This window comes from Actinoplanes oryzae, from assembly GCF_030757795.1.
GTDB lineage: Bacteria > Actinomycetota > Actinomycetes > Mycobacteriales > Micromonosporaceae > Actinoplanes.
This window is the reverse complement of sequence record NZ_JAUQWH010000015.1, coordinates 24,394-41,039: the sequence shown is the minus strand read 5'-3', so window position 1 is coordinate 41,039 and position 16,646 is coordinate 24,394. Positions and strand designations below refer to the sequence as shown.

Sequence of the window (16,646 nt, the reverse complement as noted above, 5' to 3'; positions counted from 1 at the left end):
AGCCTGGTCACGCCATGACCAGGCTCCCGTGCCGGGGAATGCCTAGGCTGGCCGGGTGCCGAATCCACCCAATGCGGCGCTGGGGTCGTTCCTGCGTTCCCGGCGCGACCGGCTGACCCCGGCGGAGGCGGGGATCACCGCGTTTCCGGGGGTTCGCCGGGTGCCGGGGCTGCGCAAGGACGAGCTGGCCGTGCTCGCCGGGATCAGCCCGGACCATTACAGCCGGCTCGAACAGGGGCGGCAGAGCACCCTGAGCGACGACATCTGCGATGCGCTCGCCCGCGCCCTGCGCCTCGACGAGCACGAGCGCCGGCACCTCCGCGCCCTGGCCGGCCCCGCCCCCCGCCGCGCCGCCACGGACCGCCCGCAGCGGCCGGAGCCTGGGTTGCTGCGGGTCATGACCGCTCTTGACCACGTCCCGGGTTTGCTGCTGGGGCGCCGGTCGGAGGTGCTGGCCCGGAACGCTCTGCTCGACGCGGTTCTCGGGGTGTCGTTCTTGCCGGGGCGCATCTTCGTCCGGTGGCTGCTGCTGGAGCCCGTCGCCCGGGAGCGCATTGTCAATTGGGAGGACTTCGCCCGGGCCGCGGTCGGTGGCCTGCGCTACGAGACCGGCCGCCACCCGCACGACCGGAAGCTCGCCACCCTCATCGAGGATCTGCGTGCCGGGTCCGCCCAGGTCTCGCAATGGTGGACCGATCAGACCGTCACCGACCGGAGTTCGGTCGTCAAGCACCTGGTTCATCCGGCAGCCGGCCTCCTCGAGTTCGCCATTGAGGCTGTCGCCCTTCCCCATGCCCCCGATCAACGGCTGATCGTCTATACCTGCGAGCCGGACTCCTCCACCGCGCGCGTGCTGCCGTTTGTGCGGAGTTGGGGTTCGGAGCGGGTGCCTCGTTGACGCGCGGCAGGGAGGGGGTCAAGAGCAGCCTCCGGCGGGGCCTTCAAACCTCGGGGATGGGGAAACCCGGTATCCCCTCGGTCGTCGGCCACTCTCAGCCGAGCAGACTGCCGGGGGTGCCGCCAGCCTTGGTCGGCTCGCCGCCGGCTTGCTGCTCAGTGGCGGCACCCCCGGCAGCCCGCTATTCGCCTTCGCGGCCGACGACCGAGGGGATACCGGGTTCAGCGCCCTGACCACCGACCGCGGAGCGAAGCGAACGCGCCCCCTCACCAGTGGCCACCGCACCGTGGGGGTCTGCCTCCGAGCCCACAGACGAGGGCACCGGTACGGTCAACGATCCGACAACCCGGTGCCACGCGACATATCGGAACCAGCACCGAATGCCTTCAACGGCCGGATCCGTCGGTAGCCGGGGACTCAGTACAGGCTGGTGTCGGCCAGTCGGCCGCCGGGCAGGGCGGCCAGTGCGCGTAGCGCGACAGGACGGTCTTGCTCACGAGCCTGGGCGAGGAGTCGTTCGTCGTCGTCGAGGTCGGCGAGGAACCTGAAATGGGTGTAAAGGGCCTCCGACAACTCGGCCGCGGTGGGGGTGGGGACGGCGAGCGCTCCGATGTCCTGTTCGTCGAACTCGCCCACGCCACGGTCGCGGAGCCACTTCGTCGGGTTGAAGGCGGGGCCTTCGTGGCCTGGCTTCCAGTAGGTGTCGCCGGCGTGGAGACCGTTGGCGTCGACCCAGATTTTGAGGATGGCGAGACGGCGAATGAGGGCGTGGTCCAGTTTGCCGGTGATGGGGGTGTTGATCATGACCCAGCGCAGGTCATACATGTCGCGGGCGGGGGTGGCGCGATTCAGACGGGCGATCTTCTCGGCGATGTTCTCCTCTAGGCGGATCACCTGAAGCTGAGGTAGAGCAGGTAGCCCGTACCGGGTGTGAATGGGCAGGGGTTGCCATCCGCGCAGTACCGGCGGCAGCCAGGGCGGCGGATTCAGGTCCAGTTTGCTTTGCAGGGCACCAGTGTCGCCGCCGAAGCTGTGATCGTAGGTGAGCGTCCACTTGCCGCGCCGTTCGATGACGCCATAGCTGAAGGGGAGCAGTGTCAAATCTGTACGCCAAGTAACTACCCTTGTTACTTGCCCCGCCAAGCTGACACCACAGGCGTCAGTAGCTTCCGGAGGCCGTTTCCAAGCTCGCCACCAAGCCACGCACGTGGACCTTCTCCGCGGCCCAGATCACCTAGCTCCGCCACCGCCGACCTCCTGCGCGAGGTCTTCTCGCACCGCCGGCAACCGGACGGAACGACACACGCCGCCCAGGCTGCTCAGTGGCGGCACCCCCGGCAGCCCGCTATTCGCCTTCGCGGCCGACGACCGAGGGGATACCGGGTTTCAGCGCCTGACTACCGACCGCGGAGCGCAGCGAACGCGCCCCCCACCAACCCAGCGCAACCATCCCCCTCACAGTGGCCACCGCACCGTGGGGGTCTGGGGGGCTCGGCCCCCCAGGGCAAATGCGAAGTAGGCCCTGTCCGCAGCGAAGTGTGCTGCGGACAGGGCCTACCACCTACGTAGCGGGGACAGGATTTGAACCTGCGACCTCTGGGTTATGAGCCCAGCGAGCTACCGAGCTGCTCCACCCCGCGTCGGCTCAGTAAAGCTAGCACGGGGTGGGTGTTGGGTCCCAATCCGGGGGTCAGCAGTACGTGGTGCCGGAGCCCTTGCCCCACTTGCATGTGTCGATCGTTTTGCCGGTCGCGGCGAGCAGGGTCGCCGTGTCGCCGGCGTTGTTCCAGACTGCGGCGGGGCGGTTCCAGTAGCGGTGCTTGACGTCGGGCTTGCCGTTGGTGCCCTTGCCGGTGTGGACGTACATGTATTTGCCGGCGCCGAGCTTGTAGCTGGTGGTGAACGTGTAGGTGGTCCGGGCGGCGTCGCGGATCTTCCAGCCCTTGAGGTCGATCGTTGCCTTGGTCTTGTTGGTGATGCGGACCCACTCGTCCTTCGCGGCGTACTGGATCTTTGTGAACTGCACCGAGCCGGCGGCCGGCGCGGCGGGGGCCGGGGGCGCCGCGGATCCGACGGTCACCGTCGGGGAGGTGCCGCGGAGGAGGTTGTTGTCGGTGTCCGCGTCGATGACCGCGCGGTAGGAACCCGATGCGGCGACCGGGGCCGAGAAGGTGGCGGCCGGGTCGGAGGTTTCGCCCGTGGCCACGTCGGTCCAGGTGGTGCCGGACAGCCGCTGGACGTGGACGCGGAGGCCGGGCTGGGCGGGGTCGGCGGCCACGGTGGCGACGGAGTTGCGGACGGTCAGGGTGGGGACGATGCCCATGGCCAGCGGCTTCTGTACGGAGTCGACGCCGTCGACCTTGACGTAGAAGTAGAAGCCCGAGTCGACGATCCGGGTGAGCGTGTAGCGGCCGGCGCTCGTGGCGGTGGTGGTGATGTAGCCGCCGTTGTCGTAGTCCGGCGCCGGGTAGAAGTCGCGGAATTTGTAGGCCGATTCGTAGAGGTGCACGGTTGCTCCCGGGGTGGCCGTTCCCGTGATGGTGATCGGTCCGTATCCCTGACGGCTGGCCGGCACGGTGATGGTGGGCACGTCGGCTGCCGCGGCGGGGGCCGTCGGCGCGAGGGCGGAGAGACTACCAAGGGTTATGGCGAGCGCGGTGGCGCGAGCAGCCGGCAACGAGATCATTGCTGCAGCGTATGAGGCATATCGGCGGAGATGCCTCAGCCGGACGGTCGACCTCGTTACGCACTTAGAGTCACCGACGGTACGGTTGGCGGATGATGGAGCTACGCGCCGACTGCGGCAGGTGCGCCGGGCTGTGCTGCGTGGCGCCGGCGTTCGCTCGGTCGTCGGACTTCGCGATCGACAAGCCCGCCGGGCGGGCCTGCCCCCACCTGGGCGACGACTTCCGGTGCGGCATTCATGAGCGGCTGGACGAGCGGGGCTTTCACGGGTGCGTGGTCTTCGACTGCTTCGGGGCCGGGCAGCAGGTCACGCAGGTCACGTTCGGCGGGCGCAGCTGGCGGGAGGAGCCGGGGCTGGCCGGCTCGATGTTCGCGACCCTGCCAATCATGCGGCAACTGCACGAGCTGCTCTGGTACGTCTCCGAGGCGCTCGGCCTGCCCGCCGCGCACCGGGTCCACGACCGGCTGCGGGCCGCGCGCGCCGAGACGGAGGCCCTGACCGGGGGCACGCCCGAAGCCCTCGGCGCGCTCGACCTGGACGCCCATCGCCGGAAGGTCAACCCGCTGCTCGTGCGCGCGAGTGAGCTGGCCCGGGCCGGCACCCGGAAGCCGGACCACCGCGGCGCGAACCTCATCGGGCGCCGGATGCGCGGGGCCGACCTGCGTGGCGCGAGTTTCCGGGGCGCCGTCCTCATCGGAGCCGATCTGCGCGACGCCGATCTGCGGCTGGCCGACTTCACGGGTGCCGACCTGCGCGGGGCGGATCTGCGCGGGGCCGACCTGGAGGACGCGCTCTTCCTGACGGAGAGTCAGCTCAGGTCGGCCGTCAGGACAGTTGCTCCCACGTCCGGTCCCCGACCGCGGCGCACCGCTGGATGACCGCGCCGACCCCGGCGGCCACCCGGCCTGAGCGGGCGTCGACGCAGTTGCCGTTGAGGCCGCTGATCAGCTTGCCGTTCTCGAAGCGGAAGAGCTGCGCCGCGTTGCCGTTGCACTCCGCCAGCTGAATGATCGTGCCGAGCTTGGTCTCGGCGCCGGCGACGTCCATGCAGCGGGTGCCGAGGCGGATCGTGCCGTCGCCGGCCGGCTCCCACTGCTGGACCGCGGTCGCCTGGCAGGTGCGCAGGGTCACCGGCGCGCCGTCGCCCGAGTACTCCGCCGCGAGGCAGAGGCCGGACCGGCCGGCCGTGATGCGGGAGCCGGGCGGGGGCGGCGACGCGGACGGCGTACTCGCCGCAGTTGCCGTGGGTTTGTCGTCCGCCGTGCGCAGCATCAGCGTCGCGCCGGCCGCGAGGGCGATGACCGCGACCACCGCCATCGCGCCGAGCACGAGCAGGGGACGCCGGTCCTCCTCCGGGGTGAGGCCGCGTTCGGGCAGGTCCTCGGCGTAGTAGTAGCGGTCCGTCTCGGTCCACAGCTGGGCCGGCGATTTGGTCGGCTCCGGCGCCCGCCGCTTGAACCAGACGGCCACCACGGCACAGGCGATGACGAGCAGCACACCGAGCGAGAGAAGGATCCAGGCGAGCACGCCGCGAGCCTACGGTCGGCCCTGCCCGGCTGCAGTGTTTCTTCCCTCGCGCACCAGGGAAACTGGCCCGGACACACCACCTACACTGATGCCGATCACGCCGATCGATCGAGACCGGGGAGCGTCCTTTCATGCAGGTGTCCGGGCTCGTCTGGGTCTTGACCGTGGTGGCCATCCTCGGCCTGGTCGCCTTCGACTTCTATTTCCACGTCCGCAAGGCGCACATCCCGACGCTGCGCGAGGCGGCGATCTGGTCCTCGGTCTACGTCGGCATCGCGCTGCTCTTCGGCCTCGGCACGCTGATCTTCGGCGGCACCGACATGGGCGCCGAGTACTTCGCGGGCTACGTGACGGAGAAGGCGCTGTCGGTCGACAACCTCTTCGTCTTCCTGGTGGTGCTGGGCAGCTTCAAGGTGCCGCGCGCCGACCAGCAGAAGGTGCTGCTCTTCGGCATCGTCTTCTCGCTGATCGCCCGCACCGGCTTCATCTTCCTGGGCGCCGCGCTGATCAACTCGTTCGCCTGGGTCTTCTACCTCTTCGGCCTGATCCTGCTGATCACCGCCGGCAACCTGCTCAAGGGCGAGGACGACGACGAGCGGTCCGCCGACAACATCGTGATCCGCATCGCCCGGCGGTTCCTGCGCACCTCCGACGAGTACGACGGCGACAAGCTCTTCACCCACCAGGACGGCAAGCGGGTCATGACGCCGATGCTGCTGGTCATGGTGGCCATCGGCGGCACGGACATCCTCTTCGCCCTCGACTCGATCCCGGCCATCTTCGGGCTCACCCAGAACGTCTACGTCGTCTTCACCGCGACCGCGTTCTCGCTGCTCGGCCTGCGCCAGCTCTACTTCCTGCTGGACGGCCTGCTGGACCGGCTGGTCTTCCTGTCCTACGGGCTCGCCGCGATCCTGGCCTTCATCGGCGTGAAGCTGATCCTGCACGCCCTCCACGAGAACAACGTGCCGTTCATCAACGGCGGCGAGCACATCGACGTGATCGAGATCAGCACCGGCATGTCGCTCGGCTTCATCATCGGTGTGCTGGTCATCACGGTCATCGCGTCGCTGCTCAGCCCGAAGGGGCGGGCCAGGACCTACGTCTCCGAGGCGCGCCGCCACGCCCGCGAGTTCCTCGACATCGACCAGGACCCGCACTACTGCGACGACGTCTACCACAAGCTGGTCAACGAGGAGGCGAACATCCGCCAGCTCCCGGAGAAGTACCGGGCCCGGATCCGCCAGGAGGACGAGCTGATGAACCTGCTCGAGCGCGCCCACCGGGTGCACGACGAGCGCGTCGCCGCGGGCACCTGCTTCAGGCCCTGACCGGACCCGCCCGGCGGGCCACGTGCCGGCCGCCGCGACGCCGGTCGACGCTGTCCAGCACCGCGTGCGGCATGAGCCGGTCGAGCCACCGCGGCAGCTCCCAGACGCGCGCCCCGAGCATCGTCATGGCGGCGGGCACGAGGATCAACCGCACGGCAAACACATCGACGAGTACGCCCACCGCGAGCCCGAAGCCGATCGCGCGGACCGTCGGATCCTCGATCAGCACGAAGCCGGAGAACACGCCCGCCATCACCAGCCCCGCCACGGCCACCGTCCCGGCACCGCGCCCGACGCCGGCAACCGTGGCCGTCACCGGGTCCTCGCCGCGCAGCACCAGCTCCCGCACCCGGGACTGCAGGGACACCTCGTAGGTCATCGCCAGCCCGAAGAGCACGCCCACCAGCACGGTCGGCAGGAAACTGGTCAGCGGCCCGGGCCCGTGCAACCAAGTGGTCAGCCCGAGCGTCGCCCCCATCGTCAGCAGGAACCCCAGCGCGGCGGCGACCGGCACCAGCAGCGACCGGAAGGCCAGGAGCAGCAGCAGGACCGACACCCCCAGCACCAGCAGCAGATACTCGGGCAGGGCCGCCGTCATCCGCCGCGACACGTCCACGCCGACGGCCGTCGTCCCGGTGACGGCCACGCTCCCGGTGCCCTCGGCCAGCGGCTCGGCAACCGCCCGCACGCGTCCGACCAGCTGAACCGTCTCCGCGGTCCCGGGCCCGGTCACCGGCGTGACAGTCACCACGCGGGTGGTTCCGCCCGCGGCAGCCGGCCCCGCCTCGACCGCGCTCACGTTGTGCACCTTGCGCACGGCGGCCACCACCCTGCCGGTCAGCGCCGAGACGACGTCGCCCCGCGGCCCGCGCACCACGACCAGCAGCGGACCGTTGGCGCCGGGCCCGAAGGCGGCCGCGATCTGGTCGTACGCCATCCGCTGGTGCGACCCGGCCGGCGCGCTGCCGTTGTCCGGGAGCGCCAGCCGCAGACCCCTTGCCGGTACGGTCAGCGCGCTCATGCCCAGCACCAGCCCGACCAGCAGCGGCACCCGGAAGCGCAGCACCGCCCGGACCCACCGCGCCCCCGCCTCGCCGTCGTCACCCGGCCGCGCGTGTCCTCCCCGCCGCGGCAGTACGCGCGGCCCGGCCATGCTCAGCAGGGCCGGCAACAGCGTCAGCGCGGCCGCGGCACCGAGCCCCACAGCCCCGGCGGCGACGAGCCCGAGGACCGTGAGGAACGGCACGCCTACGACCGCCAGCCCGCCGAGCGACACCACCACGATGGCCCCGCCCACGAGCACCGGCGGCCCCGCCGTCCCGGTGGCGCGCGCCACCGACTCCCCCACCGCCGGCGCCGTCTCCCCGGGCCGCGCCCGCAGCCCGGTGGTCAGCAGCCTTCGCTGCCGGGCGGCGACGAACACGGCGAACGCCAGCCCGGTGCCCAGCCCGAGCATCACCACCAGCGCCGGGCCCACCGACGACACGTCCACGACCTTGGCCGCCAGCAAGACGCCGCCGGCCCCGAGCGCCACCCCGGCGCACGCGGCCACCAGCGTCGCCCCGGCCGCCACCAGCGACCCGAGAACGACGAGGAGCACCACGGCGACCCCGAGACCCGCCAGCTCCCGTACGCCCACCCGCGGCGCGCCCACGGGCAGCCCGCCGGGTACGACCTCGACCCCGTCGTCCGCCAGCCCGTCGAAGGCCTGCCTCTCGGCGCGGGTGAGCTCGTAGAGGGCGTGCGCGTACCGGACCTCGATCACGCCGACGGCACGCGTGCGATCGATGCGCCCGCTCTCGTACGGATCAGCGACCGTCACCACCCCGGGCAGAGCCGCCGCCTCCGCCGTCACCCGCGCGACGGCCGCCTTGACGCCGTCGCTGTCGAGCGACTGGCCGGCGGGGGCGCGTACCACGAGGGTGAGCGCGGCCCCGGCCGCCTCCGGCAGGTCCCGGCGCAGCTCCCCGAGCGCCCGCTGCGACTCCGTCCCCGGGATCGAGAAGCTGTCCACCCCGTGCCCGCCGCCGGCCACCGCCGCCCCGGTGACCAGCAGCACCAGCCCGGCCCAGACGCCCACCACCCGGCCCCGCCGCCGGTGACACCACCACCCGAGCCGGTACAGCAGCGCAGCCATCCCACGGTGTCCGATCTGGTCGGGTTTGACCAGGCCAGCGTAGCCGAATCGCCGGGCGCTACTGTGGCGCTTCGCCGCCTCGACCACAGACAGGACGAACGATGACCGTCAACGAGTCCGACCGGCGCGCCCGCCTGCTGGCCGCCGCCGGCGACCGGGCCCTGGCGGTGCTCGCATCGGACACCATCGACGTCGCCGCCGTCGCGATCGGCCGGCTGGGCAAGACCGAGATCCCGGAGGAGCACCTCGACGCCCTGCGAGCCGCGGCCGGCGCCGGAGACCCGATGGCGGAGCTTCCGGCGGCCCGCGAGCTGCTCGCCATGATCGCGCCCCACCTGCCGGAGGACGAGCCGGACCTGGACCCCGACGACCGCACGATCGTGCTCGAGTTCGCCGCCGCGACGATCGAGGACGCCCTCCACGCCCCGGCCGGGGAAGCCGCCTGGGTCCTCGCCGACCTGCACGCCCATCTGGACGACGAGCTCGGCGACTTCTGCATGCGCCGTCAGAACGAGCTGCTGGAGCTGCTGGCCGCTGGCACCGGCCCGGCCGATCCGGCGATCCGCGCCTCCACCGCCCTGGGCAGGAGCCGCTTGCAGGCAGCCCTCTCAGCCCTCGGCTGACACCGTGCAGACGCCGCCGATGACCCGGGCGTTGCGCAGCAGCTCCTCCAGCACCGCCGAGCGCCTGCGGCTCTCGACCACCAGGCACACCTGCGCCTCCCCGGCGCCGGCGGCGAGCGACGCCAGGACGACCTGTCGCGGCTCGGCATAGAGGTCGACGACCGTCAGCCCCGCGTCGTCGAAGGGGCGCACCGCGATGCTGGCGTCGAAGCGGCCCTCCCGCAGCCCGGAGATCTGATCGGCCGGCGACGTCGGCACGGTGTCCACCCGGATGCCCGGAAACACCTTCTCCAGGTGCCGCACCAGCGGGGCGAGCAGGGTGCCGGGCAGGAAGCCGATCGTGACGCCGAGCCCCGCCCGGTCCGCCATCAGCAGCCGCCGGTGCAGCGTCTCCGAGCTGTCCAGCAGCGCACGGGCCTCGTCGCGCAGCAGCTCACCGGCCGGGGTCAGCGTCGTGCCCGCCCGCGACCGGTCGAAGAGCCGCACGCCGAGCTCGCGCTCGAAGGCGGCGATCGAGCGGCTCAGGGCCGGCTGGGCGAGGTGCAGGCTCTCGGCGGCGCGGCCGTAGTTGAGCGTCTCCGCGAGCGCCACGAACTGCCGCAGCCGGCGCAGGTCGACGTCAGCCATGTCCCGATCCTGCCACCACTGATGTCGATGCGGCATGAGACCGCCACGGAATCGGTCTTGGACGCCGCCGGCCGCCCGGCCCGAGACTTCGCTCATGCGAATTGGCGTGGGACTCCCCAACCAGGTCCACGAGATGGACCCGGCCGTGATCCCGGACTGGGCCCGCCGGGCCGAGGCCGCCGGCTTCAGCTCGGTGGGCACGCTCGGCCGGATCTCGTACCCCGGCCTGATGGACACCGTGGCCCTCGCCGCCGCGGCCGCCGCGACCCGGACGGTGGAGCTCTTCAGCACGATCATGATCACCCCGGTCTGGCCGCCCGTCCTACTGGCCAAGGAACTGGCCGGCATCGACGCGCTCTCCGGCGGCCGCCTCACCGTGGGCGTCGGCCTGGGCGGCCGCCCGGACGACTACGTCGCCGACGGCTACCCGCCCCACGGCCTGGGCCGCCGCCTCGACGCCGACCTCGACACCTACCACCGCGTCTGGCGCGGCGAACCCACCCCCGGCAGCACCCACCCGGCGGTCCCCACCGCCACCCGCCCGGTCCCCCTGCTCTTCGGCGGCACGGTCCCCGCCACCTTCACCAGAATGGCCCACTGGGGCACCGGCTACACCACCGGCGGCGTCCCCGCCCCCATGCTGGCCCAAGCCTTCGAAACAGCCCGCACAACCTGGCGAACCGCCGGCCGCGAAGGCACCCCCCGCCTGGTCGCCATGGCCTACTTCGCCCTGGGCAACCCCGCCGAGAGCCGCCGCAACGTCACGACCTACTACGGCTCCTACACCCCGGACCCCATGCTGAAGCTGATCCTCGACACCATCTCCACAAGCCCGGCCGACCTCCGCGAAACCATCAAGTCCTTCGCCGCCATAGGCACCGACGACCTGATCCTCCACCCCACCACGGCCGACCCCACCGAACTCACCCGCCTGGCGGAGGTCGTCCTGTCCTGAGCAGGGAATCGCGTCCGTGCCTGGACTGCCCCGACACTGACCAGCACGACCCGGCTCGTGCCGATGCCGTGCAGCGGAACGGTGGTGAGATCGGGCTACGGAGCGGCCGCCGGCTCGAAGCGTGGCCCGACGGCCACAGCCTGTCCCTCGGAGAAAGCTCGTGCTGCTGGCACTGCGGATGATCAACGGCGGCGGTCACGAGGGCTTCTCCCCAAATAGACCCTGACCGCGGTCAGGGCACTCGCTCCCACCACCCCAGCCGCGCCGTAGGCGGCTGCCGGCGCATCGGCAAGTGCTAGTCCGGCGATAGTCACAACGGTCGCTGCGCCGGTTCCGGCCGCAACGGCAACTATCCGGTCCCGGGCAGTCCACCCCGCAACGGGCCGGCGCTGTGAAGACGACGTCGCGCGTCTTCCTTCTTCGTTCTGCATCGTGCTCTCCCCGTCGGGCCGCGTCTTGTACGCAACGTGTCCGAGAAGGACAGCACGAAGGGAATCCCTGCGGCAGGGTTCACGGACAGAGCCGAAGCAACCGGTGCCCCCCTGCCCCGGATGAGAAAACATGGGACAGAATGGGATGGCGTCGGTCATCATCGGACCATGTCGGATGCCGCATCGCTCTTCGACCAGGATGCATTCCGCCAGCCCGAACCCACGTCGGTGCGATCGTTGGAAGACCTGGCCCAGCAGCTGACCCTACTTCGGATGAACGCAAAGGGCTCCCGTCCGGGCCGCGCGCCCACGCTGCGGGAACTTTCTGTCCTCAGCGGAGTGCCTCACAGCACCATCGGCAACGCGGAGTCGGGCCGGATCTTGCCTAGCGGAGAGGTGGTCTACCTCCTCGCGAAGGCCTGCGGAGTTCCGAGCCATCAGCTGGTGGAATGGACTCGGGCACGACACCGGGTGTGGCAGCTCCGCCGCCGGCCGCCCGTCCTGACCGTGGAGCCACCGCCGACTTCCGCCGACGCCATCCCCTCATCGAATCGAGCGGCGAGAAGCCTGCTGGCTCTGGCACCGCAGGCCGCGGCGGAAGCTTTGCTGAGGATGCCGCTAGCTCAGCGGGCGCGGGCCCTCGGCACACTGGATCCGCAACGTGCCGTGCCTGTCTTGCTGCAGACCGACCGGGCGCGCGCGGCTGAGATCCTCACGACGGTGGAAGATCCCGCGTGGGTGGCGGCAGCCCTGAACCCGATGACGCCGGAACAGGCGGCGTTGCTCATCGCCGAGATGGACGTCACCCGGGCAGTCCCAGCGCTCGCCGAGATGGATGCCCAGCGAGCTGCCACACTGCTGGCCACCGCAGACCTCGAAGCCGCGGCGGACTTGCTGAACGCCATGCACGCAGACATTCTGTGCAGGCTGCTGCCCAGAGTGCCCCTCGACCGTGCTGCTGAGATGATCGCTGTCATTCACTCGACACAACTCGCAGCTGTCCTGTCTAACGCCGACGACGGCTGGTCGGCCGACGTTCTGCGACAAGTCAAGGACACGAGCTGGATCGCCGACGGGCTCAGCGCAATTGAGCGGCCCAGAGCGGCGGCGTTGCTGGCTTGCCTGGCCCAGGACAGGGCGGCGACCGCGCTGAGTGCTATGCAGGCACATGTCGCCGCTGACCATCTGGCCGCCCTGGACTCCGGTGTAGCCTCTGGCGTGTTGTCCGCCATGAAGCCGGACCGTCTCGCCGCGATCCTGACGTCGACCGCCCCCAAGCGAGCCGGCTCCCTACTCGCCCTGGTGAAGTCATCGAGAACAGCGTTGCTGACGCTGGAACTGATGGAGCTTCCGCAGGCGCGGAGGACGCTCGCCGCGTTTCCGTCGGACGACGCGCTCGCGACGCTGCTGGCCGCGATGGAGCCGAATCGTATGACGGAACTGCTGGCTGGGCTGCCGCAGCGCGTGACCGGTCTGATGAAGGTGATGGGCCCGGACCTGACCGACGAATTCCTCGCCGCTCTGGAGCCCGATGTCACAGCCGAATTGGTGGCCGGGATGAACGACGCACAGGAAGCAGCCGAGCTGTTGCGGGCGATCGGACCGCATGAGATCGGTGCTGTTCTGGCCCGGCTGCCGGTGCCGCGTGCGGCGGCGTTGTTGGAGAAAATGTCTTCCGACGAAGCGAACACCGCGTTGAACCGCGTCCCCATAACTTCGGCCCTGGCCATTCTGGCCGCGGTAGCACCGCGGCCTCTGGCCGCCATGCTCACAACACAGCCCGCGCATCAGGCGGCTTTCAGACTAGCGGGAGCAAGCCGCGAGAAGGCGGAAGCAGTGTTCGAACTGCTTAGTCCCGAGATGGCGGCAACAGCGCGGGCGCAGATGGACTCGGGCACAGCGTTGCGCGCGCGCGTGGCCATGGAGGCCGGCCAACCGGTCGACGTACGAACGCTCTATCCTTCCCATTTCGCGTCGGCCTGACAGATCACGTGACCGCCGAGACCCCCACCCGCGGAGCGAAGCGAACGCGCCCCCACCCACCCAGCGCAACCATCCCCCTCACAGTGGCCACCGCACCGTGGGGGTCTGGGGGGCTCGGCCCCCCAGGGCAAATGCGAAGTAGGCCCTGTCCGCAGCGGTGTGTGCTGCGGACAGGGCCTACCACCTACGTAGCGGGGACAGGATTTGAACCTGCGACCTCTGGGTTATGAGCCCAGCGAGCTACCGAGCTGCTCCACCCCGCGTCGGTAGGTAAACCCTACCTCGCGGGGCTCGTCGGCTGCAAAACGGGCCCCCGTAACGTGGCCCACATGCGTCGGCAACCTGTCGAGCAGCAGGTCAGGATGCGGAAGCGGCCCGCCGGGGTTCCGACGGGCCGCTTCGCGTACTCGAGGAGGGTGCTCAGCCTCCGCTGGCCGCCGGCGTGGGTGCCGAGGCCGCGGGCGACGCCGGCGTGGAGGCCGGGGCCGACGGCTGGGCGGACGGTCCCGCCGAGGGCGTGGCCTGGGTGCCGGCCGCGTTCCGGGCGTTCTGGAAGTTGTTGATCGCCGTGTCGAGGGCGGCCATCGCCTGGCCCCACCGGGTCCAGTCACCCGCCTGCTGTGCCGACTTCACGTCCGCGATGGCCTTGTCGAGCGCCGTCGCCGCGTCGGCCAGGGCACCGGTCAGCTGCGGGTTGGTGCCCGTCGCCGGGGGTGTGGTGCCCGTCTGGCCGGGATTGTTGGTCGCGGGCGCCTGGCTCTTGCCCTGGGCGACGAGTTGCTCGAGACCCTCGGCCAGGGTGTCGGCCAGGACGACGTACTTGCCGCCGTCGCCGTACGACATCAGGACCTTCTGCAGCAGGGGCGCCGCGTTGGCGTTCTGACCGCTCTTCACGTAGACGGGCTCGACGTAGAGCATGCCGTCGCCGACCGGGAGCGAGATCAGGTTGCCGTACAGGACCTGGGCCTGGTTGTTGGTCTGCAGCAGGTTGAGCTCGGGTCTGACCGTGGCGTTGTTGGTCATCCGCTGATGGACCTGGGCGGGTCCGGGGATGGCCGTCTCGTCCGGTAGCTCGAAGATCTCCAGCTGCGGCTTCCCGTCCACGTACGAGCCGGAGATGAGCGCCGCGAGGTTGTCCCGGTTGTTCGGGGTGACCGCGGACGTCAGCTGGAACCGGGTGCTGTCCTGCTTGGGCAGCTGCACGTTGAGGTAGAACGGTGGCTGTTTGCTCTGTTCCGACCCGTCGGGCGTGTTCGGCACCGCCCAGAAGTCGTTGCCGGAGTAGAAGTCACCGGGCTGCGTCACGTGGAAGCGCGTGAGCAGGTTGCGCTGCACCTTGAACATGTCGGCCGGGTAGCGGAAGTGCGCCTCGAGCGACGCGGGGATCTCCGCCTTGGGCTTGATCAGGTCGCCGCCGAAGGCCTTGTTCCACGCCTTGAGCACCGGGTCCTGGTCGTCGAACTCGTAGAGGGTGACCGTGCCGTCGTACGCGTCGACGGTCGCCTTCACCGAGTTGCGCATGTAGTTGATGTTGTCGCGGGCCAGGGCGAAGGTGCCCGTGCCCGTGAGCTCGTCGGTGGTCTCTTCCTGCAGGTTGATCCGCTGCGAGTACGGGTAGCTCGCCGACGTCGTATAGCCGTCGAGGATCCACGTGATGCGCCCGTCCACCACGGCCGGGTAGGGGTCGCCGTCGATGGTGAGGAACGGCGCGACCTTCTCGACGCGCGAGCGCGGATCCCGTACGTACATCAGCCGCGAGTTGTCGTTCACGGCGTCCGACAGCACGAAGTTGCTCTCGGTGTTCTTGATCGCGAAGACGAGCCGGCGGAAGAACGAGCCGATCGGCACGCCGCCCTTGCCGTCGTAGGTGTAGCGCTGCTCGGCGTTCGCGTCGTTGGGCTGCGGACGGTCGAACTCGACCTTCTTGTTCTCGTCGGTCTGGCCCACGATCGCGTACTCGGTGGACTGCTCGCCGTAGTAGATGCGCGGCTGGTCCACCTTGATCTGGTCGGTCGACGAGGAGGCGCAGTTGGTGGCCGTGCCCGTGGAGCCGAGCGAGCCCGAGACGAAGACCGGCAGACCACCGCAGCTGGTGTTGGCGGGGGCCGCCACGAGCCCGTACCCGTGGGTGTAGGTGGTGTGGCGGTTGAGCCAGTTCTGCTGCTGCTCGGTGAGCGCCTGGTCGTTGATCTCGCGGACACCGACCACGTAGTCCTGCGTCTTGCCCGCGATGGTGTAGCGGTCGACGTCGAGCTTCGGGCCGAAGTCGTAGAAGCCACGGACCTGCTGGCTCTGCGTGAACGCCTCGGAGACCAGCTGCGGGTCGATCACGCGCACGTTCTGCGCGCTGCTGTTGGCCGCGAGGTTCGACGGCGGCGTGACGACGTCGGCGTTGTACGCCGTGGTCTTGGTGTCCGCCAGCCCGAAGGCGGCCCGGGTCGCCGCGATGGACCGCTCGATGTACGGCGCCTCCTTGTCCGCCTGGCTCGGCTTGACCTGGAAGTTCTGCACCGCGAGCGGGTAGATGCCGCCGATCGCGACCGCGGAGACCGCGAGCAGCGCCAGCGAGACACCGGGCCACACCAGATTGCGCATGACCGCGTTGGAGAAGACGATGATCGCGATCGCGACGACGATCGAGATGTACGCCAGGATCTCCTTGGCCGGCAGCAGCGCGTTGACGTCGGTGTAGCCGGCGCCGTAGAGGTTGGGCGCGACGTGCTGCTCGAGCAGCAGGGCCCGCCGGTCGAGGATGTAGGCGACCGCCTTGAGCAGCACGAAGACCGCGACCAGCGTGGTCAGGTGGGCCCGGGCCGCCGCGGTCATCCGGTCGCCGACGCCCTGCAGGCGCACGCCGCCGAAGACGTAGTGCACGGCGAGCGCCCCGATGACGGAGAGCACGATCGCGGTGAAGGCGACGCCGAGCAGGTAGCGCAGCATCGGGTACTCGAAGACGTAGAAGCCCACGTCCACCTTGAACTGCGGGTCCTCGACGCCGAAGGGCTGGGAGTTCTGGAAGAGCATCCAGTCCTTCCAGCGGTTCTGCGCGGAGAGGCCGGAGAAGAAGCCGATGACGATGCCGACGACGGCGATCCAGGTGCCGAAGCGCGGCTGGATCACCATCCGGTAGCGCTCGAGGGTGGCCTGCTCGGCGGAGTGCGGGCGCAGCAGGGGACGCAGCCTGTACGCGAGGTACAGGTTCGCCACGATCACCAGCGCCACGGCGAGGCCGACCGCCAGGAACAGCAGCAGCCGCGTCACCAGCACACCCGTGAAGACGGAGGTCTTGTCGACCTCCTCGAACCACAGGTAGTCGGTGTACTTGTCGATGCCCCAGCCGAGCAGCGTGAATAAGAGGAATACCCCTACGAGGACGCCGACGGTCACGCGACCGCGCCGGCTCATCCTCGGCAGAGGACTGTTACGCATGACCAACGTGAACCCCACA

Annotated in this window: 12 protein-coding genes and 2 tRNA genes; 6 read left to right on the top strand and 8 right to left on the bottom strand. The window is 70.2% G+C overall.

Annotated elements, in window-relative coordinates; translation table 11 throughout:
• Positions 1-55: 55 nt before the first annotated feature.
• The gene (locus tag RBH18_RS07915; protein WP_306205300.1) at positions 56-898 is read left to right on the top strand and encodes a helix-turn-helix transcriptional regulator; all 843 of its coding nucleotides are present in this window, start codon (positions 56-58) and stop codon (positions 896-898) included.
• Between the two features lie 417 nt (positions 899-1,315).
• On the opposite strand, the gene RBH18_RS07910 is transcribed toward RBH18_RS07915, so the two are convergent.
• From RBH18_RS07910 to RBH18_RS07900, 3 genes are all read right to left on the bottom strand, one after another.
• A complete protein-coding gene (locus RBH18_RS07910; RefSeq protein ID WP_306205299.1) occupies positions 1,316-1,999 on the bottom strand; it encodes a nucleotidyl transferase AbiEii/AbiGii toxin family protein in 684 nt (227 codons plus the stop codon).
• A 465-nt stretch (positions 2,000-2,464) separates the two neighbouring features.
• Positions 2,465-2,538: transfer RNA gene (locus tag RBH18_RS07905), tRNA-Met, on the bottom strand.
• Positions 2,539-2,588: 50 nt separating this feature from the next.
• Positions 2,589-3,584 (bottom strand): lamin tail domain-containing protein, encoded by a 996-nt coding sequence (locus RBH18_RS07900; protein ID WP_306205298.1) that lies wholly within the window; start codon positions 3,582-3,584, stop codon positions 2,589-2,591.
• Positions 3,585-3,676: 92 nt separating this feature from the next.
• Between RBH18_RS07900 and RBH18_RS07895 the strand changes: the two genes are divergently transcribed.
• Positions 3,677-4,462, top strand: coding sequence for a pentapeptide repeat-containing protein (locus tag RBH18_RS07895; RefSeq protein WP_306205297.1), 786 nt, complete (start codon positions 3,677-3,679; stop codon positions 4,460-4,462).
• On the opposite strand, the gene RBH18_RS07890 is transcribed toward RBH18_RS07895, so the two are convergent.
• Entirely contained in the window at positions 4,410-5,111 is a 702-nt protein-coding gene (locus RBH18_RS07890) for an RICIN domain-containing protein (protein ID WP_306205296.1), read from the bottom strand. The genes RBH18_RS07895 and RBH18_RS07890 overlap by 53 nt on opposite strands.
• Before the next feature lie 131 nt (positions 5,112-5,242).
• Here RBH18_RS07890 and RBH18_RS07885 point away from each other — a divergent pair, with 131 nt between their 5' ends.
• Positions 5,243-6,442: a TerC family protein gene (locus tag RBH18_RS07885; protein ID WP_372338885.1), complete on the top strand. Its 1,200-nt coding sequence runs from the start codon at positions 5,243-5,245 to the stop codon at positions 6,440-6,442.
• Here the strand turns inward: RBH18_RS07885 and RBH18_RS07880 are convergent.
• On the bottom strand, positions 6,432-8,579 hold the full coding sequence (locus tag RBH18_RS07880; RefSeq protein WP_306205295.1) for an MMPL family transporter: 2,148 nt from the start codon (positions 8,577-8,579) through the stop codon (positions 6,432-6,434). The two genes, RBH18_RS07885 and RBH18_RS07880, sit on opposite strands and share 11 nt — an antisense overlap.
• Positions 8,580-8,680: 101 nt before the next feature.
• On the opposite strand from RBH18_RS07880, the gene RBH18_RS07875 reads away from it, so the two are divergent.
• Positions 8,681-9,202, top strand: coding sequence for a hypothetical protein (locus RBH18_RS07875; RefSeq protein ID WP_306205294.1), 522 nt, complete (start codon positions 8,681-8,683; stop codon positions 9,200-9,202).
• On the opposite strand, the gene RBH18_RS07870 is transcribed toward RBH18_RS07875, so the two are convergent.
• Entirely contained in the window at positions 9,188-9,829 is a 642-nt protein-coding gene (locus RBH18_RS07870; protein ID WP_306205293.1) for a LysR family transcriptional regulator, read from the bottom strand. The genes RBH18_RS07875 and RBH18_RS07870 overlap by 15 nt on opposite strands.
• A 94-nt stretch (positions 9,830-9,923) precedes the next feature.
• Between RBH18_RS07870 and RBH18_RS07865 the strand changes: the two genes are divergently transcribed.
• Positions 9,924-10,784, top strand: coding sequence for an LLM class flavin-dependent oxidoreductase (locus tag RBH18_RS07865; protein ID WP_306205292.1), 861 nt, complete (start codon positions 9,924-9,926; stop codon positions 10,782-10,784).
• 599 nt (positions 10,785-11,383) lie between these two features.
• Positions 11,384-13,198, top strand: coding sequence for a magnesium transporter MgtE N-terminal domain-containing protein (locus tag RBH18_RS07860; protein ID WP_306205291.1), 1,815 nt, complete (start codon positions 11,384-11,386; stop codon positions 13,196-13,198).
• Between the two features lie 189 nt (positions 13,199-13,387).
• Here the strand turns inward: RBH18_RS07860 and RBH18_RS07855 are convergent.
• Together RBH18_RS07855 and RBH18_RS07850 are read right to left on the bottom strand one after the other, a co-directional pair.
• Positions 13,388-13,461: transfer RNA gene (locus RBH18_RS07855), tRNA-Met, on the bottom strand.
• Positions 13,462-13,618: 157 nt separating this feature from the next.
• Positions 13,619-16,633 carry a UPF0182 family membrane protein gene (locus RBH18_RS07850; protein ID WP_306205348.1) on the bottom strand — a complete coding sequence of 1,005 codons (3,015 nt, stop codon included), beginning with the start codon at positions 16,631-16,633 and terminating at the stop codon, positions 13,619-13,621.
• Between the last annotated feature and the right edge of the window lie 13 nt (positions 16,634-16,646).